Genomic DNA, 25,904 nt, shown 5'->3' on the forward strand with positions numbered 1-25,904 from the left:
ATTCTCACCCCGATCGTATCAGGACCGGCGTCGCATCGTCAGGCTACCGACGACACCGGCAAGCAGCGCTGCGAAGACGAGCTTCGAGAAGCTCCCGCCCTCTCCGGTCGTCGGACTCGGAGTGACAGCGTCCGATGCAGTCGGCTCCGTCGTCGCGGTTTCCGACGGCGTGGTCGCCGTGTCCGGCGTCCGGGTCGAGCGCTCCGTCGTCGATACCGGCGTCGCCGTCCGGTTCGACGACGGCGTCGCCGTCACCGTCGGCGAGGCAGTGGCGTTCGTCCGCGTCGCCATCGGCGTCGCCGTCTCAGTCGCGGTCGAGACCTGACCACCGCCACCACCAGCACCGGACTTCGTCGTCGTCGGCGACTCGGTCACCGAGATGGTCGTCGTCTCACTGATCCCGACCAGTTCGTTGTGGTCGAACGCCGTGGCACCCGTTTCGGCACGGCTGACGACCCGATACGTGCCCTCGTCGAGCGTTCCAGCGGGGATCGTCGCGGTGTATCGCTGTCCGTCCGCTCTGCTCGCGGTAACGTCGTGTTCCTCCGAGCCGTCCCAGAGCGTCAGGACGATCTGCTCGAACTCGGCGTCCTCGTGGATAGCGTCGGCCGTGATCGAGACCTCCGTCTCCGTACCGGCCGTCGTTTCGTCGGGAACGTCCTGTGAGAGATCGTAGCCTCGAACGACCAGCGGCATGGCCGCGACGGTGCTGTCCTGTTTGATCGTGACCGCGTACGTCCCCGGATCGAGCGTGCCGAGATCGAGCGGCACTTCGCCGGTGCCCGAGCCAGCGTTAGACTGCCGAATGCTCTCCCCTTTGTCGACGACGTAGACCACGTAGTCCGCGTCCTCGGGCGCACTCGCAGTGGCGATAAAGGTCGTTTCTGGGTCTGCGACGCCGGTCTGTGAGATCTCGAACGTATCGCCGTCGTAAGAGACCTCCTGTGTCGGGATGTCGACACTGGCGTCTGCAGAGAGCGAGTAGTCAGCGGTCGATTGCGCACCGAGTACACCGGCACCGAGGAGGGCACCGAGCACTACGCTGCACAGTAGGAACCAACGACGCATTGGTTGGTAGTAACGACCGTCGATGAAATAGATACTGGATCTCGGGCGGATCAAACGGGAAGAGCGGACGAATCGAAGCGGGAGCGAGTCAGGCTCGCCGTCTGAGGATGGCCAGCGTCGCGACCAGTGCAATCAGCACCATCACGGGCGTGAAGCCGGGACCGTCTCCCGTGGTCGTGTCGTCATCGTCATCGTCGTCGTCGTCGTCCGTCGGCGTGTCCGGCTCGTCCGTCGGCGTGTCCGGCTCGTCCGTCGGCGTATCCGGTTCGTCCGTCGGCGTGTCCGGCTCGTCCGTCGGCGTGTCCGGCTCGTCCGTCGGCGTATCCGGTTCGTCCGTCGGCGTGTCCGGCTCGTCCGTCGGCGTGTCCGTCGGCGTGTCCGTCGGATCGTCGTCGTCGTTGTCGCTATCGTCGTCATCGTCGTCATCGTCACCGTCGTCGCTGCGCCTCGTGACGGTGGCTTCGATGGTGATCGTCTTCGTCGTTCCGTGGGCCGTCTCGATGGTCAACTCACCGTTGTCGAAGCTCTTGGCGTTGTCGAAGGTGAGGTGGACCGTCTTCGAGTTGCCGGCTCCGATCTTGTGGAAGGTCTCTCCCACAGTGAACGACTCGCTGTAACTTCCACTCGTGGTGATGTCGGTAACCGTCAGCTCGGCGGTCCCGGTGTTTTCGATCGTGAACTCCTTGGTGCGGTCGTTCCCGCGTGTGACCTTGCCGAAGTCGATCGTATCGCTCGGCGAGACCTTCATGTTTGGTTCACCGACCTGTCGCTTGATCGTGGTCGTCGAGGAGCGCGTCTCCCCGTCGATCGTCGCGACGTGGACGAGCGTGTACGTGTCCGGCGGAGTTCCCTCCGGAACGGTGATCGTCACCTCGTCTTTGGCGTCGCCGACGGTCGATCCGACGGCTGCGTAGAGGGTCTCGCCACCGTCGGTGGTGACTTTGTCGGGATCGACAACGTCCTCCAGAAGCGTCGTCACGTCGATCGTGTCGCTGGTCTCGCTGGTGCCGATCGACGTACCGAACGGCTCGGCACCGCTGGAGAGATCGGTGTCGGCTTTGACCTCTTCGATCGATGAATCGACCGACGTGATCAAATCGTCTTCGTTTCCGGTAGCGTGAATGCTCTGTTGACTCAGTCTGTCCTCGTTGATCAGCAAGACGGTGTGGCTGACGTCCTTCCCGTCCTGGATACTCTTGAGGTCCTCACCGGCGTCGACCGAGAGGGTTCGCGTACTGCCCGGCGCGATGCTCGACGGGGCGTTGATCGAGCTTTCGCCCTCCTGAACGAGCAGGCTGTCCGCACCGATGATCGTCACTTCGTCTTTCGCCTCGATGTTACCGTCTCCATTCCCTTTTTGCTGGAATCCGGTGCGATCGGTATCAGCACTGTCCTCGATCTGAACGAGGCCGACCACGTAGCGACCGGACTTCGAAGGCTCATACACGACCGCCTCCTCATCAAGGATCGGCTCATCCTGATCGCGGTACGTGTCGACAACTTCGGCTTCGACGTTCGGGTTGTCCGTCAGCAGCGACGGTAACTCGTCAACCGATTCTGGACGAGACACGTCCGCTCCGAGGCGGGCAGCGACGAGCTGATAGTCGTCACCGTCTCCGCTAACACCCATCTGCGACGTGAATTTGTACTCAATCTCGGTGTTTTTGTTGTAGACATTCAGCTCTTCTTTCTGGAGATCAAGTTCGGTTTCCCAACCGTCAGAACGAGCTGTCGCGGTCACATCAGCACTCTGGACCGACGTTGGTGCTAACGATTTTGTGTTCTCGTTGGGCCGCAAGCGCGCAGGAGCGAACGCGTGGACTGAAATGGTATCGTCCGGATTGACGATATAACCCTCATCGTCAATCTTGGCCGAGACGCCGCCCGATCCGGGTGTCTGGCCGGACGTGACCATGATCGACGGCGTCGGTGCCGTTCGCTCGAACTGAGCGGACGCTGATTGTTCGACATCGGAACCGCTGACGTAGTCGTCCAGTGACTCCGCAGACACGGCCCCGGCGATCGGCGCACCGAGCATTAGCACGGTCAGCACGATCGCTAGGACGGTCTGCTGGCCATCTGAAATTGCCCCATTCATATATCGGATCCTTAGCATATCGACCAGTGGAAATGATATAAGCGTTATCATTGGTATAACAGAAAGGAGCAATTTTTGTTGTACCTTTTATTCACATTGCTACCAGTCTGTCTCGCGATACCACGACGTGGCGTTCGAAACACCAACCCTCATGAGGGCTGCATGAAACAGTCGAGACGATGAACGCCGCTGGCCGCAGACGACGATACGCGCTGCTCGTCGGGGCGGTCTTTGCCGTCGCACTCGCCGCGCGGCTTGGTACCCTCCACTGGAGTCCGCTGCCGTCGACGCTGGACGGATTTCTGTACGTCTGGCGTGCCCAAGAGACGATCCAGACCGGGGCGTTCCCGCTCGACCGGTTCCGGGCCGACAGCTTCGTGTTCACGACGCTCGTGACGACGGCCGGACTGATCACCGGGGAGCAGCCCCTTCACGTCATCCAGCCGGTCGTGGCGATCACCGGTGGAGCGTCCTGTCTCACCGCGCTGGCACTGGCCCGTCGTCTGGGCTGGCGCTTGGGCTGGGATCCAGGGCGGACCGCCCTCACCGCCGGAATCGCTGGGTTCGGACTCGCGGTGTCGGGCTTCTACGTTCGCCGCAGCGGGACCGCCGACGAGGAGGCCCTGGCGTTTCTGCTGGTGCCGCTGTTCGCGATCGCCGTGCACCGACTGTTCACGCGAGACCGACGAACCGGCCGCTGGCTCGCCGTGAGCGCCCTCTTTTTCGTCACGTTCCCGCTCCTGCACACGTTCAGTTCGCTCGTGGCGGGACTCGTGGTGACGGGGATCCTCGGCGCGTACCTCGCCAGCGTCCCCTCCCGGCGCGGCGTCGCGGCGGCGGGCCTGCTGATCGCCGGCTTCTGGACCTATCTCTGGGGCTACTACGAGGTCGCCGAACGCCTCGGCCTGTTCGTGCCGTACGTGAACCGAGTGACGGCGTATCCGGGGCTCTTCCTCGCGTGGCTGATCGTCCTCACCGTGGGCGTCGCGTGGCTACAGCGAAGCGGCGCGACCCCGCAACGGGCCGGCATCGGGACGGCGATCGGCCTGTGGTTCGTCGCCCTCGCTGCGAACGTGGGCCAGTCCGTCTTTCCGGGCACGCAGACGACGCCGACGCTCCTGCTCGTTGCGGTCGCCGCCTTCGCCGTCCCGTTCCTGTTCGCGCTCGTCGGACTCCCGGCGGTGAGCTGGGAGCGGGACGAGAGCGGTCCTGTCGTCCTCGGTCTCCTGCTCGGTCCGATCGTGGTCGTGTACTTCTCGCTTACCGCCGCGCTCACGCCCGAGTACTTCGACACCGCTATGCGCGGGCACGTGTTCGTCTACTTCCCGGTGTTCGTCCTCGCCGCGGTCGGCGTCGGCACGCTCGCCGTTCGCGGCCGTCGTCACGGGACAGAGGCGGCGAGCGAAGCGGGCACACCGGTGGCGAGCGATGGGGGCACGGGACGCAGTCGCGGAACGACCGTCGCTCTCGTGGCGATCGTGCTCGTCAGCGCGCTCGTCACGCTCCCGGTCGCGTTCGTCCACCTGGACACGCTCGATGCACCCGCCGTGACCACGGAGTCGGAGTTCGCGGCGGTGACGTTCACCGCCCAGCGCTCGACCGGACCGTGGGCGACGGACCACTCGCTCAGTCGAGTCGCCGTCCACACCTACCCGGACGCGCCCAAGGCGTCCTATCAGCCGGTCGTGGCGTGGTTACAGGGCGGGGAGCAGCCGGAGTGTCCGACGCTGGCACAGGATACGTGGGCGACCTCGGGTGCACACCTCTTCCCAGCTCCGGCGGAACGCACCTCGCCGAGGGCCTACGAGAGCTGGCAGTCTCGCAACGAGGTCGTCTATTCGACTGCGGGGCTCGACGCGACCGTGCTCGTGCGTCCGCGGAGCGTGGGGACGAACGAGAGTGGCTGCTATAGTAACAATTGAAACGATTTACACACCGGTCGCACTGCAGTCGTGCGATCGGGTGTGCATTGATTTTCAATGGCTACTATAGAGGTGACGCGGCGATCGAGAAACGGAGGTCCGAGCGACGGTCGTCGAGTCGTCCGATCGGTAGTGTTCAGAGAAGCTGATTCCACAGGGTGTCAGAAAAGAGTTCGAGAGCCTGTTCCTTTTAGAAGAAACAAGCCAGAATGCTCTGTTCAGTGGATGTGCCGCTCTGACGCGTTCGGCGGCTGCCGTGGTACTGAAAGCTGCGCTCGATTCAGCACGGCGAAAGGCCTTTTTCGACTTGCATACAACCGTATGCACATGTCGAAGAGTATCCGCCTTTCCGAGGAAGCCTACGAACGGCTCAATGCTCACAAACGAGAGGATGAGACGTTCTCTGAGGTCGTTCTCCGGTTGGCCGGTGAGCGCTCGCTCTTGGATCTCGCAGGCATCCTGAGCGATGAGGAAGCTGATGCCCTCCGCGACGCTGTCGACGAACGGCGAGATCGACGTGGCGATGAACTTGAGGAAACCGCTGATCGGATGCGAGGAGCGTAAGCGTGCTCCTGGACACATCGTTTCTTATTGACCTGATGAACGGAGACGAGGGTGCCGTCGAGAAAGCTCGCAAACTGGAGAGCGATCTCGTGCAGCAACGTCTCTCATCGATGACCCTCTTCGAGTTGTGCTACGGGATCGCTCGAACGACAGATTCTGAAGCCGAGCGTGAGAAAGTCGAAGAGATACTCGCCTCAAAACCCATCCATCCCGCCGACACCGCTGTGATGCGAAAGGCTGGCCGGCTCTCTGGCAAACTGCAGAACGATGGCTCGCCAGTTGAAGATGGGGATGTCATCATCGGCGCAACTGCAGACGTTGTTGCGGAGCCCGTACTCACACGGAACGTCGACGATTTCGAACGCCTCGATGTCGAGATCGAGACCTACTGAATGGAGTTTCGACGTGATCTCACGGGTCAGGAACGGGGAGTTAGTGTTTGGGTAGGCTGATTTCATGCGAAGCTGAACGTTCTGAGCCAGTCGTCAGCTGTGTCTGGGTCGACGTGGCTGAAACGGTTTGAGGACGAAGAGGTTCGTCGCTTCACCACCCGAAAGATGCGTTCGACACCGTTCCGAGTTCCATGTTTTTGGTATCTGAAATCGAGACGATAACGTGAACACGCGTCTTCCAACGGAGTCGCACCGTCTACGAGAAACACGGCGTCGTCGACGTGGTGTTTCTCGCGCAGTTCGGCAGAGAATGCGTGAGAAATAGCGGTCGTACGCGTCGTCTCAAGCTGTGTATAGAGCAGTTCGTTTGAATCTGGATCGACGGCGGCGTACAGCCAATACTGCTCGTCATCGATTCGGATCACCGTTTCGTCAACCGCGATTTGATCCGGAGATCGACCAGACTCCGGCTGTAGCTCGGCCTTGTGAACCCAGTTATGAACGGTGGATCGAGCACGTTCGACACCAACTATCTCAAGAGCAGAAACAGTATTCGAAAGCGACAATCCGGCGAGATACAACTGAATACTGAATTTCATCAGAAATCGGGGTGTCGCTTCTCGTTCAACAAGCTCTAAGTTGATTTCGTCTAAATTCCCGATGAGGCGGTCGTTTTCGGGCATAGGTCACTTTGAAAACGAACCGCCTCACTTTTCAGCCATGTCTGAACACCGCCGTCCGATCGACCACTAGTTACATTACGCCGCCGGGAAAAGCGCCACCAGTGACCGAATCCGTCCTCGTCGGATCCGACCTCGTGGTGACGCGGAGCGGGGAGCAGATCCTCGACGGCGTCTCGCTCAGCGTCGCCTCGAACGCGACGGTCCTCGTCCAGGGGCCCAGCGGTGCCGGCAAGACGACGCTGTTCAACGTCCTCGGACTGCTCGAAGCCCCCGAGAGCGGGACCCTCCACGTCGACGGTCGCGACGCGAGTGCCCTCTCGGAACGCGAGCGGGCGGCGCTCCGGCGGTCGACGATCGGCTTCGTCTTCCAGGACTTCCAGCTGATCGGCGACCTCACTGCCCGCGAAAACGCCGCCCTCCCACAGGAACACGCCGGGGAACCCGATCCCGAATGGCTTGACACGCTGTTCGATCGGCTGGGCATCGCCGCTCTGGGGGGACAGTACCCCGCGACCCTCTCGGGCGGCGAAAAGCAGCGCGTCGCGATCGCCCGCGCACTGGCCAACAGGCCGGAGATCGTCCTCGCAGACGAGCCCACCGGCCAGCTGGATCCGGCGACCGCAGACGCCGTCCTGGATCTGCTCTTCGGTATGCAGGCGTCGGCCGAGACTGCACTGATCGTGATCAGTCACGACCCACAGCTCGCGCCACATTTCGACGAGCGGTTGCAACTCGCCGACGGGCGACTTGTCGAACACGAGCACAACGACGAACAGCCACCGCAGACCCCGTCCTCGGAGACCAGCTGAGGGGACAGATGGGCTATCGAAACGCACTGCTGTTCCGGTGGTCACGACGCGACCGACTGACGATCGTCGTCGTCGCGGTGACGGCCGCGTTCCTCGTCGGGACCGCGCTCCTGTTGTTCACGGCGACGACCTACTCGGAGACGTTCGCGGAGCCGCTGTCGAACGCCGGGACGATCAGCTACGAGACCGCGGACGGCGACCGGCCGGCATCGACCGAGCGACGGGTCGTCCTCCCACTGACGACCGCCTCGATCGACGGCAAGTCGGCTCCCGTCGTCGGGATCCCACCGGACGCGCCGCGGGTGATCCAGAACGGCTCGGCGTCGTGGCAACAGGGCCGCTTGCCAGCGATGCCGTCCGACGCCGACGCACGCGGTCCGGTGTCGAGACAGCGGACCCGAACGCTGTCCGGGCCCGACGGGCAGGTGACACTCTCAGTCGTCCCACGAGAGCGGAGCAACAGCTTCCTCCAGCCGACGTGGTACGTCGCCAACGCCTCGGTCGTCGACGCCATCGGGACGACGGGCTATCTCGTGATCGACCGAGACAGCGAAGCCGACAGTGGGAACGCGATCCCCGAGACCGGCGTGCCCCTCGTGAGCGCGCTCCTGTACGTGCTGGGCGGGATCGAACAGGTGCTCTGGGCGCTGAGCATCGCCGTCGCTGCGGGTGGCCTCCTCGTGCTCGTCGTCGTCTACAGCGTGACGCGCATGAGCGTCCGCGACCGGACCGAGGCGATCAGCGTGATCCGCTCGACCGGGGCACCGGGGTGGCACGTCGGCCTCCTGTTTACTGCGCGGGCGGCGTTGCTGGTCGCGGTCGGCGTGGCCATCGGCTATGCGGGCGGGTTGATCGCGATCAAGGCGATCGTCAACGCCGCGGTCTACCTCGGGCTCCCGATCGCGCTCGACGTGACCGTGACCGGAGGGAGCGTCGGCGTCGTGGGCGGCATCGCCGGACTCCTCGTCGGGATGGGTGTCGTCGCCGGTGCGATCGCGGCGTATCCGGCCGCCTCCCGCCCGCCAGCGACGCTCGGACACAGACGCGCCCGCCTGCAGTCGTCGACCGGAGCGTCCGGAGGGCGGCTGGCCCGACTGCGGTCGATCCTGAAGCCGACGCTGCTCTCGTGGCGCTCGCTCGTTCCGACTGCGGCGACGCTTTCCGTGTTCGCGCTGACGGTCCTGCTGGTCGTCGCGATCGCCGGCCTGGCCTCGCCACTCGGCGGTGACGCCGGGGGAACGGGCACGATCACGGAAGCCGACGCCCCGCATCCGCTGAACAGTCGCCTCGACGCCGACTACGCCCGCGCGCTCACGGCGAGTGGCACGCCGGCCAGCCCGGAGATCATCTACGCGCAAGTGCGGGACGGCCAGCCCTACATGGCCCACGGGGCCGACTACGAGATGTTCGCCAACGTCACGAACGCGACGGTCGTCGAGGGGCGTACACCGGCGACCGCCGACGAGGCCGTCGTCGGGACCGACCTGGCACGGACGCTCGACCTCTCGGTCGGCGACACGGTCACGCTCGGTGGCAGCGTCGCTCCCGGCGTCCGCCAGTTCGAGGTCGTCGGCGCGTACGACGCCCACGGAACGCTCGACGACCTCCTCGTCGTCCCCCTGCGTTCCTCGTGGGGACTGGCCACGGCGCGAGGGCAGGTCCACATGATCCGCGTGGCCGGTGACGTGCCATCGGGTGCGGAGTCGGGAACACCCGTCGGCGGGGAGTCCACCGATCAGACGGGCCTCGCGATAACGGAGTTCACGGGTCCAGAGACGGTCACGCAGGGCGAGAACATCACGCTCTCCGTGACGGTTCGGAACTTCGGCGACACGGCGGGCTCGCGGGCGGTGCCCGTCGAGTACGGGAACCAGCGCGCAAACCGGACGGTATCGGTGCCGGCAGGGGGACAGACGACCGTAGAGGTGACTGTCGTCGCCGAGCAGACCGGCGAGGTGCGGGCCCGGACCGGCGAGTACACGCACACCGTGACCGTCGTTTCACCGAACGCGATCCGGATCCCCGCCGAACTACCCGGGACCGCGCCACCGGGGAGCGGCCTGTACGTACCCGTCGTCGACGGTACCGGTGACCCGGTCACTGACGCCGCAGTCACCGTCGACGGCGTGACGGTACAGACCCGCGATGAAGGGGTGGCGGTGGTACCGCTACCGCGGACGGAGGGCAACTACACGATCACCGCACAGCACGAGAACCGGACCGCGACGCACGCCCTCCGGATCGTCGCCGGGAGCGAACGACGGCTCTCCGGGCGGCTCGACGTGTCGCCCCAGTCGGGCAATGCGCTGACGAGCCCGACGGTGACGGTCGAGCTGGGGAATCCGTGGCAACAACAGCTCACGCGGACGATCACCGTCGTCGGACCGACGGGGACTCGCGAGCGCCAGGTCACCCTGTCTCCCGGGAACGGGACCCGGAGCGAGTTCACCGCCGCTGCGGGGGCTCGCACCCAGCCCGGTGAGTACGCGTTCCGGCTGAGCTCGAACGGGACCCAGCTGGCGACGGCCGACTACACCGTGACCGGAGACGAGCGACTGGCAGCAGCGGTCGCGAGCAGCGGCCAGTACGCCTCCGGAACGACGATCGAGCGATCGGTCGAAGGCGTCTTCGGGAACGTCCAGCTCGTCCTCGTCGCACTCGTCGTCCTGGCCGGCCTGAGCACAGTCGGCAGCACGACGGCGACGTTCGCACAGGCCGTCCACGCGCGGCGACAATCGATCGGGATCCATCGATCGGTGGGCGCGACCCACGGACAGATCCTGCGCATCGTCCTCGGAGATGTCGTGCGAATCGCCGTTCCGGCGGCACTGCTCGCAGTCGCCGTTGGCGTCGCCGCGATGCTGGCACTGAACCGGGCCGGCTGGCTCGTCTTCTTCGGGTTCCGGCTGTCGACGCCGACTCCCCCGCTCGTGCTCGTGGGACTGGCGCTCGCGGGCGTCGGACTCGCGGTGCTTGGCGCGCTCGCCGCGACGGTACCGTACCTGACAGCGTCGCCCGTCTCGCTGCTCCCGGCGGGCGACCGGGTGCAGCTGCCGACCGCCGAACGCGGACGGCAGTCGGACGGTCGCGAACAGCGGCCACCGCCCGACGCGTCAGACGACGACTGACAGTGGCACAGTTCGATCGCCGGACGGAATGTCGACCATCTTTTAACCCAGGTGGATAATACACCAGTATCGATGGCTGACGACGTCCAGTGGCGCGCCCTCCTGCCAGAGCCCGTCCGGACGCTGCCCGCCGACCTCGCGGCGGTCGTCGCGTTCACACTGTTCACAGCGGCCGCCGCGACCGTCCCCGGTGTCAGCGAGACGCCCCTGCGCGTGGTGCTGGGGCTGCCCTTCACGCTGTTCGTTCCCGGCTACGCTTTCATCGCCGCGCTCTTTCCGGAAGCCGGAACGGGACCGGCTGAGCACGACGACGCGGACGCCGACCGAACCGAGGAGGGCGGGATCGACGGCATCGAGCGGGTCGCACTCTCGTTTGGCCTCAGTATCGCGCTCGTCCCGCTGATCGGCCTCGTGCTGAACTTCACGCCGTGGGGGATTCGACTCGTGCCGATCCTCGTCGGCGTCGGCGGCTTCACGCTGGCCGCGACTGCCGTTGCAGCGCGCCGCCGACGAGAACTCCCGGCCGAGGACCGGTTCCGAGTGCCCTACCGAACGTGGCTCGCGAGCGCCCGGACGGAGCTGTTCGAACCGGAGACGCGAACTGACGCCGCGCTGAACGTCCTGCTGGCACTGAGCATGATCCTCGCCGTCGGGACCGTCGGCATCGCCGTCACTGTTCCCGGCCAGGGAGAGTCCTTCTCCGAGTTCTACCTCCTGACCGAGGACGACGACGGCGAACTGATCGCCGACAACTACCCCGAGGAGTTCGTCCGAGGCGAGTCGAAGCCGGTCGTCGTCGGGATCGGGAACCAGGAGCACGAGCCGACCGACTATACCGTCGTGATGGAGATACAGAACGTGACCTTTACCGGCCCGAACGGTACACAAAGCGAAGTGCGTGCCGAGGACGAACTCGCACGGTATCGGACGCGGCTGGCGGACAACGAGACCGACCACCGGACGGTCGACGTCGAACCGACCATGACCGGTCGGAACCTGCGCCTGCTGTTCACGCTGTATCGCGGCGACGCCCCCGACGACGCCTCGATCGAGACGGCCTACCGGGAGACTCACCTGTGGGTGAACGTGAGTGCGACGAACGGGTGAACGAACCGTGGACTGCTCGGCGAGCTGCTTTTGACATCCTCCCCGGCCTAACGGGCGAGGATTCCCCGAAAGGGATATTCAGATTGCGCGTTTCCTCGGGGTTCAAGTACGCTTTCGCGTGACCCGTCGAAGGTTGCCGTCCAGTTGTGACCAAGGACGTGCTTTCCAGCGCGTGTAGCCCTGTCAATGAGGCCTTCCTCTCCGCATACAGCGGGCGTCAACGACGGCTGGCTGTTCAACCAGCGAGGTAGCACGGTTCGACTCGCCCGAAGCGTTAGCCCGTGCATGGTTCACCCTCCCGTTGTGCGATGTTCTCCGAAGCGTTCAGGTCGGAATGGCGTCCCCGACCACACTTTGAACACGAAAAGTAGTCGCCATCACGATTGCCCATCGAACCACACGCCGAACACTGCTGACTGGTATGGGACGCATCGACCTTCTCGACCGAATACCAGCTCGTTCGGCTTTGTACGTGATGAACTGTTGGAGTTGGTGGAAGTGCCACGAGTGGACGCCAGACCTCGAACTGTTCTCGCGGATTTCTTCGAGGTCTTCCATCCGAATGACTGTATTCTCGAACTGTTCCGCGAACGTGATGAGACGACGGGAGAGGTTGTGATTCAAGTCTTTGATTCGACGCTGTTCTTTGTCACCCACACGGTTGCGTGCGCGAAGCGCACCCGCTTCAGAGAGCGAAGCGCGTAGGGAACGATATTTGCGCCGAACGAACTTGGCCTCACCACCAGACACCAGCATCGACTCGTCTTCACCGGAGGCTGTCGCCACGAGGATGTGGCGTTCACCAATATCGGCACCGATGGGTGTCCCACCCGACATGTCGGTTTCATATTCGATGTTGAAGGCTCTGTTGAATCACTAGATGGCGTCGGGATGGGTCGCTAAATCAAAGGAGTTGAAGCGAGAGGATGGGGTTGTCTCATCCGCCTTTAGCTAAGAGAAGAACCGCGTGATAGCGACAGCTTATCGAGGCTACTTTTCGAGAGGAACGAGGAGGCGGCAAGTGTGTACCAAGACGCCTCCTCATCGAGAATCATGCGTCGGCTCACTACACTGTTTCCCTCTGAGTTCCTCGAAGAGCACGCCGAGGAACTCGGCGTGGTCGAGCGAGAGGGCAAGCTCCAGATTCCCGTCCTCGTGTGGGCGCTCGTGTTCGGCTTCGCCGCAGGCGAGAGCCGAACACTCGCCGGGTTCCGACGCAGCTACAATTCGACGGCTGATGAGACACTCTCTCCCAGCGGTTTCTATCACCGGTTGACGCCGTCACTCGCAGAGTATCTCCGCGACCTCGTCGAGCACGGCCTCGACGAGGTCGCTGTTCCTAACGCCGTTGATGCTGATATCGACCGATTCAGGGATATGATCGCTGATGGAACGGTGTTTCGGTTGCACGAGTTCCTCTCTGAGGAGTTCCAAGCCCGCCATGAGGAGCAGGCTGGAGCACGGCTCCACCTGCTCCACAACGCCACCGACCAGACGATTGAACGGATCGACGTGACTGACGAGAAAACGCACGACAGCACGCTGTTCAAGACAGGATCTTGGCTGCACGGACGGCTAGTTCTATTCGATCGCACGTACTTCAAGTACCGCCGATTTGCATTGATCGACGAGAACGACGGCTTCTTCGTGAGCCGGCTGAAGAAGAACGCAAATCCGGTGATAACGGCAGAATTACGGGAATAGCGCGGCCGCGCCATTCCTCTGGAAGGTAAGCAGATCCACGATGTTGTTGATGATCTCTCGCGGCAGTACATCGACGTAGAAGTCGAAGCGGAGTTCAAGCGGGGACAGTACGAAGGAACTCGTTCGCTGGACACGAAGCGGTTCCGCGTCGTCGGCGTCCGCAACGAGGACGCCGACGACTACCATCTGTACATAACGAATCTGCCGAGAGAGGAGTTCCTCCCGTCAGATCTAGCGACGCTGTATCGATGTCGATGGGAAGTAGAAACGCTGTTCCGTGAGTTGAAAACGCAGTACGAACTAGATGAATTCGACACGAGCAACCCTGCTGTCGTGGAAATTCTGCTGTATGCGGCGTTGCTGTCGCTGCTAGTGAGCCGTGATCTGTTAGATCTAGTCACCGAGCAGGCCGACGATGAGATCGTGTTTCCGCCGGAACGCTGGGAGGCGACCTTTCGGTTGCACGCCCAACTCATCCTCCACAAACTTGGCGAGTATCTCGGTTACTCACCACCGCCACTACTGGACCGGCTGATCGAAGACGCTCAGAAAATCCACCAACAGCGACCGATCTTACAAGAGACGCTCGCTACCGCTACGCAACCAAGGTGTGAGGCCTAACTAAAGACCAATGAGAATTACTGTTTATATGGTTCCCCGTTCAATAGTCAAGCCGACCGCTCAATTCGTGACGGGCAAAGGCAGTCAGATAGCCGCCAGCATCGACGAGAAAATCTGTCTCGGCGAGAACGTATCTCTCGGAGAGTTGATCAGGAATACCGTCCCGGAATCTGCCCACGGTAGCTGAATACCACGACTTCGATCAATAACTTTGAGTCAGTGTTGATGGCGGTGTAAAGCCATTTTTTCTCACCACCAACCTATATCTGTTCTCGTCGACCGCGACCCGTGACGGTGCTACCGTCGGCGGGTCGCTCTGTGCTTCAGACAGGTATGTAGAGCGTGTCATACAATAGTTCTCAGCTAGATCATTTCCCGAGAAATCATGCGAATATAATATAAAATACAGCGTTCCTCTGTATCAAGCGTGAGGCGAAGTGCTCAAAGTCACTGTGTAGAGGGTGTGAGACGCATTCTATGACACGCTGATGTACCCAATTTCAGACTGCTCCGTGGGATAGATCGACATCCAACGTTCTAAAATCGCCACCATCTCCTGATCGACAGCCACGCCGTGTGTAGATGCACCCAAAACGCCGGACGGGTGTCGGCGTGCGCTCATGGTCGTGTTTAGTTAAGCGTGAAAAGTGAGGCGGGAGAATTTCTTGCTGGTCTATGGCAGAAATCGCCCGCCTCAGTGGGAATAGAGAGTGGATTGATTTGGATTTTGTGGAGCGCGAGCGGACACCCGAGTGGATAATGGCCCGCGGTATTCAATCGCACATTGCGGGCCTCTCGCTGTCGAATACCGTCGAATTACTCGAAGATCTGGGTGTCCAACGTAGTCGGAAAGCGATTCACGATTGGGTACAAAAAGCCGATCTACAGCCGAAATCGGGTCGATCGCCGAATCAGATCGCGCTTGACGAAACGGTGATTCGGATCAACGATCAGCAGTTCTGGCTGTATGCTGCTGCAGATCCCGATACAAACGACCTGCTGCACGTCCGCCTCTTTTCGACAACCACGACCGCTCTCACCGAAATCTTCTTGCGCGAACTTCGGCAGAAACACGATATCGAAACTGCCGAATTTCTCGTCGATGGCGCCCAACACCTCCAAACTGCGCTTCAACGAGCTGGGCTCCGATTTCAGATGTGTCGCGCTGGAAATCGGAATGCCGTCGAACGGATCTTCCGAGAGCTGAAACGTCGAACCTCGTCGTTTTCGAACTGCTTCAGCCACGTCGAACCCGAAACAGCCGAATCATGGCTTCAAGCCTTCGCCTGCTGGCACAATGCTCCAAACTAAACACGATCGCGCTCATTCTCCCAAACGTCTTGGCTGTCCGTTTCCAATGTTCCTCTGAGCAGGTCGGCGGGTGACATAAACACCTCTCGCTACGGCCAGCTCGTTCCTTAACGGATCAACTAGACAGTGTCACTTGACAGATTCCACTTTATTCTTAATATCTATAAGGGTGCCTATCAAAGGCGAACATATAGTTGATTTGAGTTGGCCGCTTCCGGCACACTTAACTTTTACTGACACCCTCTATCCATCAATGAAGGTTGTTCATATCCACGATTACGTGATGCCAAATATGGGCTACCAAGAAAATCTGCTCCCTCCAAAGATATTGGAAGAGGGAATCGATATAGAAGTTATAACAAGTACAGCAGTACCCGAAAAGTTTAAAGAAGAGAGGAATGATTTTAACTCGGGAATATACAACTATAAAGGCGTCAAATACCACAGGCTTAACTATTTATTTAAAATTAATTCTGCAGGGAATATTATAATGAGGGGGCTCCTAAAGAAGTTAAATGAAATTGGTCCAGATATTATACAGTGCAGATCATTAATAAACACACAAGCCATCAAGGCAGCAAGGTATTGTAAGCAGACAGACTGTCAACTATATATTGATGAACATGTTGACAACGGGAATTTTAATCTGGATAGTTTATTTAAATCCTCTTCATTTCACATATTTAAAATTTTATTATTTAAATATATAGATGAAGAAGTTGAGTTATATTTGCCAGTACAACAATATTCCAAGGAATTTTTAGTTGATAGGTTTGGGATAGATGAAGACAGAACCGAATTGTTACCGTTAGGTGTTGACATCCAACTGTTCTGTCCTAATGAAGCAGATCGAGATAAGATTCGGTCTAAATACAGATTCCCTAATGACCATAAGGTTATAATTACTGCTGGGAACATTGATCCACGTAAGGATATTGAGGTACTGCTTGACGCACTGAACGAAATAGAGTCAGAATATAATTGGACGCTATTAATCGTGGGCCGTCCATCGGGCCCGCGTGGTAAAGCATATATGGAGAGAATAAAAGATTTAGTATCGGAATATGGTTTATCCTCCAATGTTATATTTAAGGATTTTGTACCACACGACGAGCTTTCGATGTATTATAATGCTGCAGATATAGGCGTTTGGCCGGGGAAGCTGGGCATAACTACCGTTGAGGCCATAGGAACAGGTCTTCCTGTAATCATTCCCAAAAGTAAAGCAACAAACTACATAGTAAGTAATGATAATGGAAGTCAATTTGTGAGAGGCGATTCTGAATCTCTCAAATTAGAAATGGAAAAATATATAAATAGCCCCAAAAAAATCAAATCACATAGTGAGAAGTCGGTTGAGCACGCGAGGAATGTTCTAAGTTGGGAGGCAATAGCAAATAAAAACATTTCAATATATAATTCAGAGTGATTGGATAAAATGACATGGACATCCTTCGAGAACATATTTATTTTAATGTTTATGGTAGACTGATCTAATAATATCGCGTACAACTACAGCATTAGATTGGGAATACTTTCTATACATGTCCTCATTATAGTTTTTGTAGACCAAATACATACGGTCTTTTATGTGCTCTGAACCATCGAATATCTTAGCTTGTCTTTCACGGAAGCTTTTCACACTATGAACACTACTTAAAGCCTTTTTTCGGGATATGTTTAATCGATCCTCCTCAACTGATTCGATCAATGTAGTAATAGTCTTCATCATATTGGCTTGTCTTCTGTAATCCTCAGGTTCTCCCCGAAGACTATCAAAAAAAGACATGATGGGGATTATACATCGACTCTCTGCGCTAGGCGCCCCTATTTTTTGATTTTCATGCTGTCTGTATATTAATAGCTCTTCATCTATATCGCATATATTTGTGACGAGTGAAGCATATAACGCAATGAAATGGTCGTAGTTCCACTCCTCTGGAATCAATGGTAGATCTTCTATTAGAGTAGAATCGATTAACATCGTGGAACCCTGAACTACATTTTCAATTAATAAGCGCTGGAAAGTAGATCTTGAATCCTTTAACTCGCCATGAGAATATCCAACTGCCTCCCAAAGATTACCCATCGGCTCAAGATTCTCATCAGCTATAGTTGAATTATGAAAAACAACCTGAGTAGAAGAATCTTTTTGCATCATATTTACCTCTCTCTCTATCTTATTTTCATCCCAAATATCGTCTTGGTCACAAATTGCTATGGCATCACCCATACACAAATTCACACATTTAATAAAGTTTTTATTGACTCCAAGCCGATTACTGTTTGATACTAATCTAACATCCAGTTCACATTCAGATTTGAACTCTTTTAGGATTTGGAGCGTTGAGTCAGAAGAACAATCGTCGCAAATCACTATCTCATTTGGAGGTCGACTTTGAGAAACTAAGCTATCTAAAAGTTCAGACAGGTATTTTTCGCCGTTGTACGTACACAGTGCAACAGAGACCTCCATAACTTACGATATTGCTCAGCACTTATTAAATAGGGCGTTGCTCGATCTACTCAGTAGTGTTTAGTTAGCAGCATTTAGCTAGAGAGCGAAGGCTTGAGGCCATGATTCGGCTGTTTCTGGTTCGACGTGGCTGAAGCAGTTCGAAAACGACGAGGTTCGTCGTTTAAGTTCTCGGAAAATCCGTTCGACAGCATTCCAATTTCCGTGGCGACATATCTGAAATCGTAGCCCAGCTCGTTGGAGTGCAGTTTGGAGGTATTGAGCGCCATCAACAAGAGACTCAGCTGTTTCGATATCGTGTTTTTGTCGAAGTTCGCGAAGGAAAATCTCGGTCAGAGCGGTCGTGGTCGTTGCAAAGAGGGGGACGTGAAGCAGATCGTTTGTGGCGGGATCTACGGCGGCGTACAGCCAGAACTGCTGGTCGTTGATTCGAATCACTGTCTCGTCCAGCGCAATCTGATTCGGCGATCGTCCAGACTCTGGCTGTAGATCGGCTTTTTGCACCCAGTCGTGGATTGATTTCCGGCTGCGTTGGACACCCAGATCTTCGAGTAAATTGACGGTATTCGACAGCGAGAGTCCTGCAAGGTGCGATTGAATACCTAGCGCCATCGCTTGCCCGGGTGTCCGCTCGCGCTCCACAAAATCCAAATCAATCCACTCTCAATTCCCACTGAGGCGGCTGATTTCTGGCATGGACACCAAGAAATCTGTCCGCCTCGCTTTTCACGCTTAACTCTTGACTTCGCACGTTAGACGAAGATTCCCTCGATCTCTTGCATTAGCTCGTCGGTGCTTCGGTTCGGACTGTTGAGTGCCCAGGAAAGGAGGTTTTCGACACCTTCGCGGAAGGATCGTTTGATATCGGCACGAAGTGACGCTGCGTGACCGAGAATCGTTCCAAGAGCGCTGTGTGCAGCACCCAGCTTGAGGAGGCTAGGCCAGCATCAGCAGGTGCCAGTGGCGACTGGCACCTGCGGCCTGCCGGAGCCGCAGTCTCCAAGACCGAGGTCCTGCTTGGTGTCTCTGAAGAACGTCTCGATGCGCCATCTCATCGCGTACAGCTCGATGAGATGGCTCGCTGGTGCGTCGATTTTGTTCGACACGATGTACTTCACGCTCGGTTCGTCGTCCTCGTCGTCTTGCTCGGTGGGTTCTTTCTTTGTGATCAGCAGCTTCACTGCACCGAGGCGCCCAACTTCACGCTTCTGCGTCCAGATATGGTAGGTGTCGCCGTCAATCGTCCGGGGAACCGTGTCGACGCGCTGGCCAAGCGCGTCGACACGGATGCGTTCTCCACTGTACGTGACGCGCGCGTCACTCTTGACCGCGGAAACCACTCTTTGCCGTAGCCTTCGAGGTGAGTCACGCACTCCTCGGAACAATAGCTTATGTCGAAGAGATAGGTGTCCGCCGGGACACCTATCTCGATGAGGTCGTTGACAAGCTCGATAGTGAGTTCGACGCGACGTTTCGCGTCCTTCTCGTAGAGGCGGAAGCCTAGTGGATATGTGGTTTTCTCGTCGGCGTAGAGCGCGTAGATGAGGTTCTGTCCCCAGATGTAGCCGGGGACGGTGTGGTCGTAGAATTTCCCCACGTTGGGAATTTTCGTGCCTGTTTTGTGCGTGAAGGTGTCGTCGATATAGTAATTAGGAGAAGAACTGCAAGCGATTACCGAGGAATTCGTCGATCCAAGACCGGGCGAAGCTCAGTCGTGAGGTGAGTTCTTCGAAGAGGTCTTCGACGAGAGCGCGGAATTCGTCCGCGCTCTCGACGATAAGCGGTGAGGCCACCCATTCCAGCTGTTTCCAGACCTGTTCGATTGGGTTGAGGTCGGGCGAGCCAACGGGGAGGAAGATGAGATCGATACCGAGTTGATGGGCGCGTTTGCGCGTGTGTACTCACACGTGTGTGCGAAGTGGTTGTCCAAGACGAGCAGAATCCGCGCAGCGGGATTCTGCTCGCGGATCCTTTCGAGACACTCGCAAATCCGTTCTTTCGTCTGGTCTTCAGGGAAGCTGACCACACTGTTCCCGTCGAGTGCATAGAACCCGACCGCTGGTTCGTGGAGATTCACCAGCGGTCGTTCGATATGCGGGTCATCGACGTACCACAGCCGGTGAGAATTGTCCCACGGCTGCGGGTGTGACGCATCGAAAAACCCCATGACAGTGCCGCCATCTGTACAAATATCGTCGTCAATGACCCAACCTTCCTCCTCGTCACCCTCGCGTTTGTTATGGGGCTCATCGGTGTCATCTTCGTCGAGCGCGTCGGCGACGCGCTCGTCGAGAATCTCTTCGGCATCATCCGGCCGTGATGGCCGTTTAGTCCGGGGAATTGAGAGGACAGTCCGAGGTTGTCGAGAAACTGGCTGAGATAGACTGGATGGTACTCAGCGTCGAACTCTTCGTTGAGAAGGTGCTGGATTTCCTGTGATTTCCAAGGCTGGCCGTCACGAAGCATCTCCAAGAGTTGTTCCTGGTCGTCTTCGCCGAGCTTCGGGGGACGTCCGTCCCCGAAGTTCGGCGTAAGTAGTCCGAGACCGCCTTCGTTCCAGCGCCGGGCCCAGCGACTGCCGGTCGATTCAGACTTGCCGACACGATTAGCCGCTTCTTCGAGGCTGTCTCCTTGGTAGAGATTTTTGACGAAGATGAGTCGCTTACTGATTTTCTCGTCGTCTGTTTCGGCTAACAGCCGGTCGAGATCGTCCTCACTGTGGTGACGGACGATCTCTTTGCGACGCTCTCCACTCATTGGATAGACTTCGCACGCCATCCCCAAAACTTCCCTTACGTACTAAATGACGACACCTTCACTGGACCAGCGGGTGTCGTCGGCTTGCTGGAGTAGCTCCAGCCGTTCTTTGTTCAGTTAATCTTCGTCCCAATCGTACTCGGTGAGGAACTTGTTGAGAGCGCGTTCGCTCTTGGCTGGAAGCATGTGCGTGGAAATACCGTCCACGGTCTTGTTGCTGGCCGCAACAAGACCGGTAACGTAAGTCTTGGCATGGTACTTCTGCCGGGTCGAAAAGCACTCTAACTCGTCAATTGGTGCGGTACAAGACAGAAACGACGTGAGTGGGAGCATCCGATCTTCACGTCTCTCTACGCGCTACACCAGCATAAGGTGCGAAGTCAAGTAACTAAACACGGCCATCTACTCTACCGCTAGTCTAAAGAACCTGAGGATCAACTTGTTGTTATGAAAGTTAGCGTCTTGTGTAGCGACTTGTCAAATAATCAATTAGGTCGGGCATATGTCATCGCAAAAGGACTAGAACGAGGACCGTTTGATGTGGAAGTCATTGGAGGGCTCGCACAAGGAACCGATGTCTACGAGCCCTTTTCTGACGAGTTTGATTATAAGAAGGTTAAAATACCGGCTAACCCGATCTCTATCACATCCATCCCTAAAATATTGGATAAGACGACTGGTGACGTCGTGTATGCTATAAAACCAAGAACATTTAGCTTCGGTGTAGGAATTCTGAACAAGGCAATAAATAATGTACCAATCATACTCGATATCGACGATTGGGAAAGGGGCCTTCATATTGAATCGAAACATAATACCGATCATTATTTAATTAAGTCGATTTTAGATCCTAATGGATACTACTCCACGAAACTTTTGTCGCCATTCATCACAAGAGCTGATAAAATAACCACCGTCTCTCAGTTTCTGCAGCAAAAATATCAAGCAGACTATATTATTCCGCATGCTAGGGATACCTCTTGGCTAAACCCCAAGAATACAGATCAGAAGAAAATGAAAAAGAAATATGGGGTCATAAACCAAAGAGTAGCAATGTTCCTTGGTCAACCGCGTACTCACAAGGGGGTCGAAATCATTTTGCAGTCCGTCCAAAGATCGAAAATACCAAATATCGAAGTCATGATGGTCAATGCAGAAAATAATAAAATAAAAAAACTCAATAGAGAATATGAAAATCTGACTCTTATAGATCCATTTTCGTTTTCTAACCTTCCCCAATTTTTGTCGATGGCTGATGTTGTGATTATACCTCAGGAAGAATCTCCAGCATCTGTAGGACAAGTTCCAGCCAAGTTAATTGACGCTATGGCAATGAAGAAGCCCATTATTTCCACAAATATAGGAGATATTCCAGAGATACTAAATGAGTGTGGAATCGTTGTCGAGCCTGAAAACGTTTCACAGGTGGTTGGCGCTATTGAGACGATACTCGAGGACGATGAATTGCGAAACTCGATGAGGGAGGCAGCGAGAAAGAAATGTGTGAATGAATATTCGATGAAAAATGCCAGTGACAAGCTAACAGAAGTTATTTCAGAAGTAATATGATCCCACGTTCTAAGACCCAGGCTCTACTACTACTATCTTGGGCGCCACTATGGATATACACATTATTTTTCAGGGACAGTTGGCCAATATTCTTAATATCTGTTGCCATTGCCATAATTCCACCACTGTTATACCATATTACAGAAGATACTGTGGCCAAAAAGGTTGCAGTCGCACAAATAGTTTTTATTTCAGTAATCCTTCAGTTTTTGCTCCCGTTAGAATCTGGTCTACGAAGCCTACCAGGACTTGATGCTTATTGGGAATTGTCCGCTTTTATATCAATTTTGGATTCGGGTGTTTGGAACCCGAACCAATTGAATCATTCTACAGTCGGCCCCTATCCTATGATCCATATATTGTCCAGTCAGATACATTATATAACGGATATACCACCAAAGACGATCATTAAGTCCGCTAGCGTCATTATGAGTTTGTTGATATTATTATTCATCTATTTAGTCGCTAGAACTCTAATAAATGGTGATAATCTTATCGTGGTAGTAATGATTCCAATGCCATTTTTATACCAAATAATTGTCCCATCAGGATATGGTAGATTTCCCCTCTCAGTGGCCTACTTCTTCATGTTTATCCTCTTTCTTATTAATATTCACAGGAATTGGGAAAGGAGATATATGTATTTGTCTATGATATTAATATTCCCACTAGTTTTATCACATCCGTTCACAAGAGTTTATAGTGCAATAGCAGCGCTTTCGTTCTCAGCAGGAGTAGTGTTGAGTCTTAAGAGAACAAAAATTGAGACCCGCTCAAAAGCTATTGTTGGTATTATCGACCCATACAGATTGGTATTCCTTACTTTACTTATACTATCTCTTTCCCACATCATATTAGTCTCCTTTAGATCATCAAATGCATTATTTGTTGTTCTACAGTCCTTAACCCAGTTTGGAGAACCTGTCGTAAACGCCCAGGCGAATGCACAAGAATTTCAACACTCAATATTATCGTGGCCATCGGTAAGAGATTACCTGTTTGTATATTTTCAGCTTCTCCTTATCGGGATGGTTTACATTATATGTGTGCTGGGTACTAGAGTATACAATAACACAATGAAAAATTCAGTTGTTATCTTGATAACCTCGATGCTATTATTAAATATACCAATATATATATTTGATGTAGTTAATATATTCAGATTCACTGTGTTCTTTTGGCCAATTGCAATTATAGTGTCGGCACCGATTGTCTCAAAAAATCTTGGAAGAAAGCTATTAGCACTACTCATTGTGGTATTAGTTGTATCAAATATTGCAGGCATCTACCCACATATGTATGATAATAGTCTTCCTTCCCCATCATCAAATGTAGAATCGCCCCCTAATTATGATCGGTTCACTAAAGATCATGAGCGGGCCGTTACTAAGTTCACAGTATTCAAAGGAAAGATATTAGCTAATGACTACTATAAAATGTTACTTCTAACAGGTCCGGGTGAAGTATACTCGCATCCAAAGTCGTATTCAAACCTGAGTTCATTAGATAATTATGACTGGTTTTTAGTTGGTTCAAAAGATTCTGAATACATATATATGAGGTCAGTAGATCAACAGTACAATGTTACTAATCATGATCGCTCAAATTATCAGAGTGCCACACACATGCTTAAGGTGTACGAGAATGGTAATTCCACTGCTTTCAAAATACCATCCTAATGCTATTTCGTATTATTGACCCCACAACGACACATGAATATTAATTTGAGAGTATCTCGGTCAGGTTTTCGAGTTAGCTCCAACGTAATTAAACGCTCTGAGATACTGTGCCAATTTACCTTTAGGGATACCTCGGTGAGGCGGGCGGTTACTGGAGTAGTCGAGGGTGACTCCATGAGAAGCCCGCTGAAAAGCCGAGAGCGTGAAGTTTATCATGGAGTCCCAAAGGTCGATCTATTACATACATCTCCGAGTACAGGAGGGTGACGGACTCCGGATGCGAAGGAACAGAGATCTGGGAGCGCGATCCGACCGACCGAGGTCAGTCGAAGCCGAAAGCCCACAGCGATGTCGTTCCGCTTTACGCATTCAGGACTCCAGAAGATACCATGACCACAACCACGGATCACTACCTTGGTATTGACCTCCATAAAAGGGAAGCTCAGGTCGCTGTACTTGACGATGAAGGCGAAGAGGTCCACGTCGCCAACGTGGACCTCTTTGAGATCTCACAGAAGCATTCGTCTTTAGCTAAGACTCACACCTCAGTTGAGTAACGGTAGAGAGCGTCTCTTGTAAGATCGGTCGTTGCTGGTGGATCTTTTGTGCGTCATCAATCAGCCGTTCCAGCAACGGCGGTGGCGAGTAGCCGAGGTACTCGCCGAATTCGTGGAGGATGAGCTGGGCGTGCAACCGAAAGGTCGCCTCCCAGCGTTCCGGCGAAAATACGATCTCATCGTCGGCCTGCTCGGTGACTAGATCTAACAGATCACGGCTCACTAGCAGCGACAGCAACGCCGCATACAGCAGAATTTCCACGACAGCAGGGTTGCTCGTGTCGAATTCGTCCAGCTCGTACTGTGTCTTCAGCTCACGAAACAACGTTTCTACCTCCCAGCGGCACCGATACAGCGTTGCTAAATCTGCCGGAAGGAACTCCTCTCTCGACAGGTTTGTAATGTATAGATGGTAGTCGTCAGCGTCCTCATCGCGGACGACAACGACGTGGAATCGTTTCGTGTCTAGCGAGCGTGTTCCCTCGTACTGTCCTCGCTTGAACTCCGCCTCCACCTCAACGTCAATGTACTGCCGCGAGAGATCAGTGACCACATCGTGGATCTGCTTGCCCTCTAAGGGAATGGCGCGCCCGCGCCATTCCCGTAATTCCGCCGTTATCACCGGATTTGCGTTCTGCTTCAGCCGACTCACGAAGTAGCCGTCGTTCTCGTCGATCAGCGCAAAACGGCGGTACTTGAAGTACGCGCGATCGAACAGAACCAGCCGTCCTTGCAGCCATGACCCCGTCTTGAACAGCGTACTGTCGTGCGTTTTCTCGTCAGTCACGTCGCTCCGTTCAATTGTCTGGTCGGTGGCGTTGTGGAGCAGGTGGAGCCGTGCTCCAGCCTGCTCCTCGTGGCGGCCTTCGTACGCCTCAGAGAGGAACTCGTGCAACCGCAACACGGTTCCATCAGCAATCATCACATCCCTAAATCGGTCGATATCAGCGTCAACAGCGTTGGGTACAGCGACCTCGTCGAGACCACGCTCGACGAGGTCGCGCAAATATGCTGCGAGTGTCGGCGTTAACCGCTGATAGAAGCCACCAGGGGAGAGTGTCTCGTCACCCGTCGAGTTGTAGCTCCGTCTGAATCCAGCGAGTGTTCGGTTCTCACCTGTGGCGAAGTCGAACACGAGCGCCCAGACGAGGATAAGAATCTGAAGATCACGATCACGTTCGACCACGCCGAGTTCCTCGGCGTGCTCTTCGAGGAACTCGGAGGGAAACAGTGTAGTAAGCCGACGCATGATTCTCGATGAGGAGGCGTCTTGGTACACACTTGCCGCCTCCTCATTCCTTCCAAAAACAATCCTCGATAAGCCGCTGCTGTCACGCGATTCCTCGACTAACTAAAGACGGATAACAGTAATTCTAGACTATCATCATGCGGCTCGGCCGCTTTCACACGTACTGGTGGGCAGTCCATCTATGCGAGACAGTGGTTATGATGATTCAGA

At 55.8% G+C, this 25,904-nt stretch carries 18 protein-coding genes and 8 pseudogenes; 13 read left to right on the forward strand and 13 right to left on the reverse strand.

Annotated elements, in window-relative coordinates; translation table 11 throughout:
- Positions 1-18 precede the first annotated feature (18 nt).
- Together HMUK_RS00265 and HMUK_RS00270 are read right to left on the reverse strand one after the other, a co-directional pair.
- Positions 19-1,068: a hypothetical protein gene (locus HMUK_RS00265; protein ID WP_012807598.1), complete on the reverse strand. Its 1,050-nt coding sequence runs from the start codon at positions 1,066-1,068 to the stop codon at positions 19-21.
- Between the two features lie 88 nt (positions 1,069-1,156).
- On the reverse strand, positions 1,157-2,698 hold the full coding sequence (locus HMUK_RS00270; protein WP_164731967.1) for a choice-of-anchor D domain-containing protein: 1,542 nt from the start codon (positions 2,696-2,698) through the stop codon (positions 1,157-1,159).
- Between the two features lie 647 nt (positions 2,699-3,345).
- Here HMUK_RS00270 and HMUK_RS00275 point away from each other — a divergent pair.
- The 3 genes from HMUK_RS00275 (at position 3,346) to HMUK_RS00285 (ending at position 6,044) form a co-directional block, all read left to right on the forward strand.
- Positions 3,346-5,088, forward strand: a complete 1,743-nt coding sequence (locus HMUK_RS00275) for a sodium:phosphate symporter (protein ID WP_012807600.1) — start codon at positions 3,346-3,348, stop codon at positions 5,086-5,088.
- Between the two features lie 327 nt (positions 5,089-5,415).
- A complete protein-coding gene (locus HMUK_RS00280; RefSeq protein ID WP_012807601.1) occupies positions 5,416-5,652 on the forward strand; it encodes an antitoxin VapB family protein in 237 nt (78 codons plus the stop codon).
- A gap of 2 nt (positions 5,653-5,654) precedes the next feature.
- The gene (locus HMUK_RS00285; protein ID WP_049940684.1) at positions 5,655-6,044 is read left to right on the forward strand and encodes a type II toxin-antitoxin system VapC family toxin; all 390 of its coding nucleotides are present in this window, start codon (positions 5,655-5,657) and stop codon (positions 6,042-6,044) included.
- 62 nt (positions 6,045-6,106) lie between these two features.
- Here HMUK_RS00285 and HMUK_RS16470 read toward each other — a convergent pair whose 3' ends face one another.
- Entirely contained in the window at positions 6,107-6,727 is a 621-nt protein-coding gene (locus tag HMUK_RS16470) for an IS6-like element ISHmu9 family transposase (protein WP_012807603.1), read from the reverse strand.
- A 101-nt stretch (positions 6,728-6,828) separates the two neighbouring features.
- Between HMUK_RS16470 and HMUK_RS00290 the strand changes: the two genes are divergently transcribed.
- The 3 genes from HMUK_RS00290 to HMUK_RS00300 all read left to right on the forward strand — a co-directional run bounded on the left by HMUK_RS00290 (position 6,829) and on the right by HMUK_RS00300 (position 11,771).
- The gene (locus HMUK_RS00290) at positions 6,829-7,536 is read left to right on the forward strand and encodes an ABC transporter ATP-binding protein (RefSeq protein ID WP_012807604.1); all 708 of its coding nucleotides are present in this window, start codon (positions 6,829-6,831) and stop codon (positions 7,534-7,536) included.
- Positions 7,537-7,544: 8 nt separating this feature from the next.
- A complete protein-coding gene (locus HMUK_RS00295; protein ID WP_012807605.1) occupies positions 7,545-10,664 on the forward strand; it encodes an FtsX-like permease family protein in 3,120 nt (1,039 codons plus the stop codon).
- A gap of 72 nt (positions 10,665-10,736) precedes the next feature.
- Complete coding sequence (locus HMUK_RS00300) at positions 10,737-11,771, forward strand: DUF1616 domain-containing protein (RefSeq protein WP_012807606.1); 1,035 nt, start codon at positions 10,737-10,739, stop codon at positions 11,769-11,771.
- 274 nt (positions 11,772-12,045) lie between these two features.
- Here the strand turns inward: HMUK_RS00300 and HMUK_RS16475 are convergent.
- Positions 12,046-12,632: pseudogene (locus tag HMUK_RS16475) on the reverse strand (RNA-guided endonuclease TnpB family protein); the annotation flags it as partial.
- A 192-nt stretch (positions 12,633-12,824) separates the two neighbouring features.
- On the opposite strand from HMUK_RS16475, the pseudogene HMUK_RS16480 reads away from it, so the two are divergent.
- Positions 12,825-14,096, forward strand: a pseudogene (locus HMUK_RS16480) (IS4 family transposase).
- Between the two features lie 43 nt (positions 14,097-14,139).
- On the opposite strand, the pseudogene HMUK_RS17820 reads toward HMUK_RS16480, so the two are convergent.
- Positions 14,140-14,427, reverse strand: a pseudogene (locus HMUK_RS17820) (IS6 family transposase); the annotation flags it as partial.
- A 344-nt stretch (positions 14,428-14,771) separates the two neighbouring features.
- Between HMUK_RS17820 and HMUK_RS16485 the strand changes: the two are divergent.
- The gene (locus HMUK_RS16485; protein WP_012807608.1) at positions 14,772-15,407 is read left to right on the forward strand and encodes an IS6-like element ISHmu2 family transposase; all 636 of its coding nucleotides are present in this window, start codon (positions 14,772-14,774) and stop codon (positions 15,405-15,407) included.
- 8 nt (positions 15,408-15,415) lie between these two features.
- Here the strand turns inward: HMUK_RS16485 and HMUK_RS18180 are convergent.
- A pseudogene (locus HMUK_RS18180) lies at positions 15,416-15,484 on the reverse strand (IS6 family transposase); the annotation flags it as partial.
- Between the two features lie 176 nt (positions 15,485-15,660).
- Here HMUK_RS18180 and HMUK_RS16490 point away from each other — a divergent pair.
- Positions 15,661-16,836: a glycosyltransferase family 4 protein gene (locus HMUK_RS16490; RefSeq protein WP_012807609.1), complete on the forward strand. Its 1,176-nt coding sequence runs from the start codon at positions 15,661-15,663 to the stop codon at positions 16,834-16,836.
- 42 nt (positions 16,837-16,878) lie between these two features.
- Here the strand turns inward: HMUK_RS16490 and HMUK_RS16495 are convergent, their stop codons facing one another.
- The 6 genes and pseudogenes from HMUK_RS16495 to HMUK_RS17825 form a co-directional block, all read right to left on the reverse strand.
- On the reverse strand, positions 16,879-17,883 hold the full coding sequence (locus tag HMUK_RS16495) for a glycosyltransferase family 2 protein (RefSeq protein ID WP_012807610.1): 1,005 nt from the start codon (positions 17,881-17,883) through the stop codon (positions 16,879-16,881).
- Positions 17,884-17,961: 78 nt separating this feature from the next.
- Entirely contained in the window at positions 17,962-18,540 is a 579-nt protein-coding gene (locus tag HMUK_RS16500) for an IS6 family transposase (protein ID WP_223270975.1), read from the reverse strand.
- 290 nt (positions 18,541-18,830) lie between these two features.
- The gene (locus HMUK_RS17385; protein WP_223270976.1) at positions 18,831-19,172 is read right to left on the reverse strand and encodes a transposase; all 342 of its coding nucleotides are present in this window, start codon (positions 19,170-19,172) and stop codon (positions 18,831-18,833) included.
- Positions 19,061-19,480 carry a hypothetical protein gene (locus HMUK_RS16905; RefSeq protein WP_049940689.1) on the reverse strand — a complete coding sequence of 140 codons (420 nt, stop codon included), beginning with the start codon at positions 19,478-19,480 and terminating at the stop codon, positions 19,061-19,063. Before HMUK_RS16905 ends, HMUK_RS17385 begins: the two co-directional genes overlap by 112 nt.
- A 52-nt stretch (positions 19,481-19,532) precedes the next feature.
- Positions 19,533-20,640 (reverse strand): annotated as a pseudogene (locus tag HMUK_RS16510) (IS630 family transposase).
- A gap of 45 nt (positions 20,641-20,685) precedes the next feature.
- Positions 20,686-20,973: pseudogene (locus HMUK_RS17825) on the reverse strand (IS701 family transposase); the annotation flags it as partial.
- A gap of 207 nt (positions 20,974-21,180) precedes the next feature.
- Here HMUK_RS17825 and HMUK_RS16515 point away from each other — a divergent pair.
- From HMUK_RS16515 to HMUK_RS17390, 3 genes and pseudogenes are all read left to right on the forward strand, one after another.
- Positions 21,181-22,209: a glycosyltransferase gene (locus HMUK_RS16515; protein ID WP_164731966.1), complete on the forward strand. Its 1,029-nt coding sequence runs from the start codon at positions 21,181-21,183 to the stop codon at positions 22,207-22,209.
- Between the two features lie 506 nt (positions 22,210-22,715).
- A complete protein-coding gene (locus HMUK_RS16910) occupies positions 22,716-23,888 on the forward strand; it encodes a hypothetical protein (RefSeq protein ID WP_126967055.1) in 1,173 nt (390 codons plus the stop codon).
- 389 nt (positions 23,889-24,277) lie between these two features.
- Positions 24,278-24,412: pseudogene (locus tag HMUK_RS17390) on the forward strand (IS110 family transposase); the annotation flags it as partial.
- Between the two features lie 7 nt (positions 24,413-24,419).
- On the opposite strand, the gene HMUK_RS00345 reads toward HMUK_RS17390, so the two are convergent.
- Positions 24,420-25,694 (reverse strand): IS4 family transposase, encoded by a 1,275-nt coding sequence (locus tag HMUK_RS00345; protein WP_012807615.1) that lies wholly within the window; start codon positions 25,692-25,694, stop codon positions 24,420-24,422.
- Positions 25,695-25,822: 128 nt separating this feature from the next.
- On the opposite strand from HMUK_RS00345, the pseudogene HMUK_RS18100 reads away from it, so the two are divergent.
- Positions 25,823-25,895 (forward strand): annotated as a pseudogene (locus HMUK_RS18100) (IS6 family transposase); the annotation flags it as partial.
- Between the last annotated feature and the right edge of the window lie 9 nt (positions 25,896-25,904).

Origin of the sequence: Halomicrobium mukohataei DSM 12286 (assembly GCF_000023965.1) — an archaeon.
Taxonomy (GTDB): Archaea; Halobacteriota; Halobacteria; order Halobacteriales; family Haloarculaceae; genus Halomicrobium; species Halomicrobium mukohataei.

Coding starts and splice junctions, on each gene's coding strand:
- HMUK_RS16485 (WP_012807608.1), top strand. CDS start 14,772: ATGGCAGAAATCGCCCGCCTCAGTGGGAATAGAGAGTGGATTGATTTG.
- HMUK_RS00270 (WP_164731967.1), bottom strand. CDS start 2,698: ATGGGTGTTAGCGGAGACGGTGACGACTATCAGCTCGTCGCTGCCCGC.
- HMUK_RS16490 (WP_012807609.1), top strand. CDS start 15,661: ATGAAGGTTGTTCATATCCACGATTACGTGATGCCAAATATGGGCTAC.
- HMUK_RS16470 (WP_012807603.1), bottom strand. CDS start 6,727: ATGCCCGAAAACGACCGCCTCATCGGGAATTTAGACGAAATCAACTTA.
- HMUK_RS16910 (WP_126967055.1), top strand. CDS start 22,716: ATGATTCCAATGCCATTTTTATACCAAATAATTGTCCCATCAGGATAT.
- HMUK_RS00275 (WP_012807600.1), top strand. CDS start 3,346: ATGAACGCCGCTGGCCGCAGACGACGATACGCGCTGCTCGTCGGGGCG.
- HMUK_RS00300 (WP_012807606.1), top strand. CDS start 10,737: ATGGCTGACGACGTCCAGTGGCGCGCCCTCCTGCCAGAGCCCGTCCGG.
- HMUK_RS00345 (WP_012807615.1), bottom strand. CDS start 25,694: ATGCGTCGGCTTACTACACTGTTTCCCTCCGAGTTCCTCGAAGAGCAC.
- HMUK_RS00265 (WP_012807598.1), bottom strand. CDS start 1,068: ATGCGTCGTTGGTTCCTACTGTGCAGCGTAGTGCTCGGTGCCCTCCTC.
- HMUK_RS00280 (WP_012807601.1), top strand. CDS start 5,416: ATGTCGAAGAGTATCCGCCTTTCCGAGGAAGCCTACGAACGGCTCAAT.
- HMUK_RS16495 (WP_012807610.1), bottom strand. CDS start 17,883: ATGGAGGTCTCTGTTGCACTGTGTACGTACAACGGCGAAAAATACCTG.
- HMUK_RS00295 (WP_012807605.1), top strand. CDS start 7,545: ATGGGCTATCGAAACGCACTGCTGTTCCGGTGGTCACGACGCGACCGA.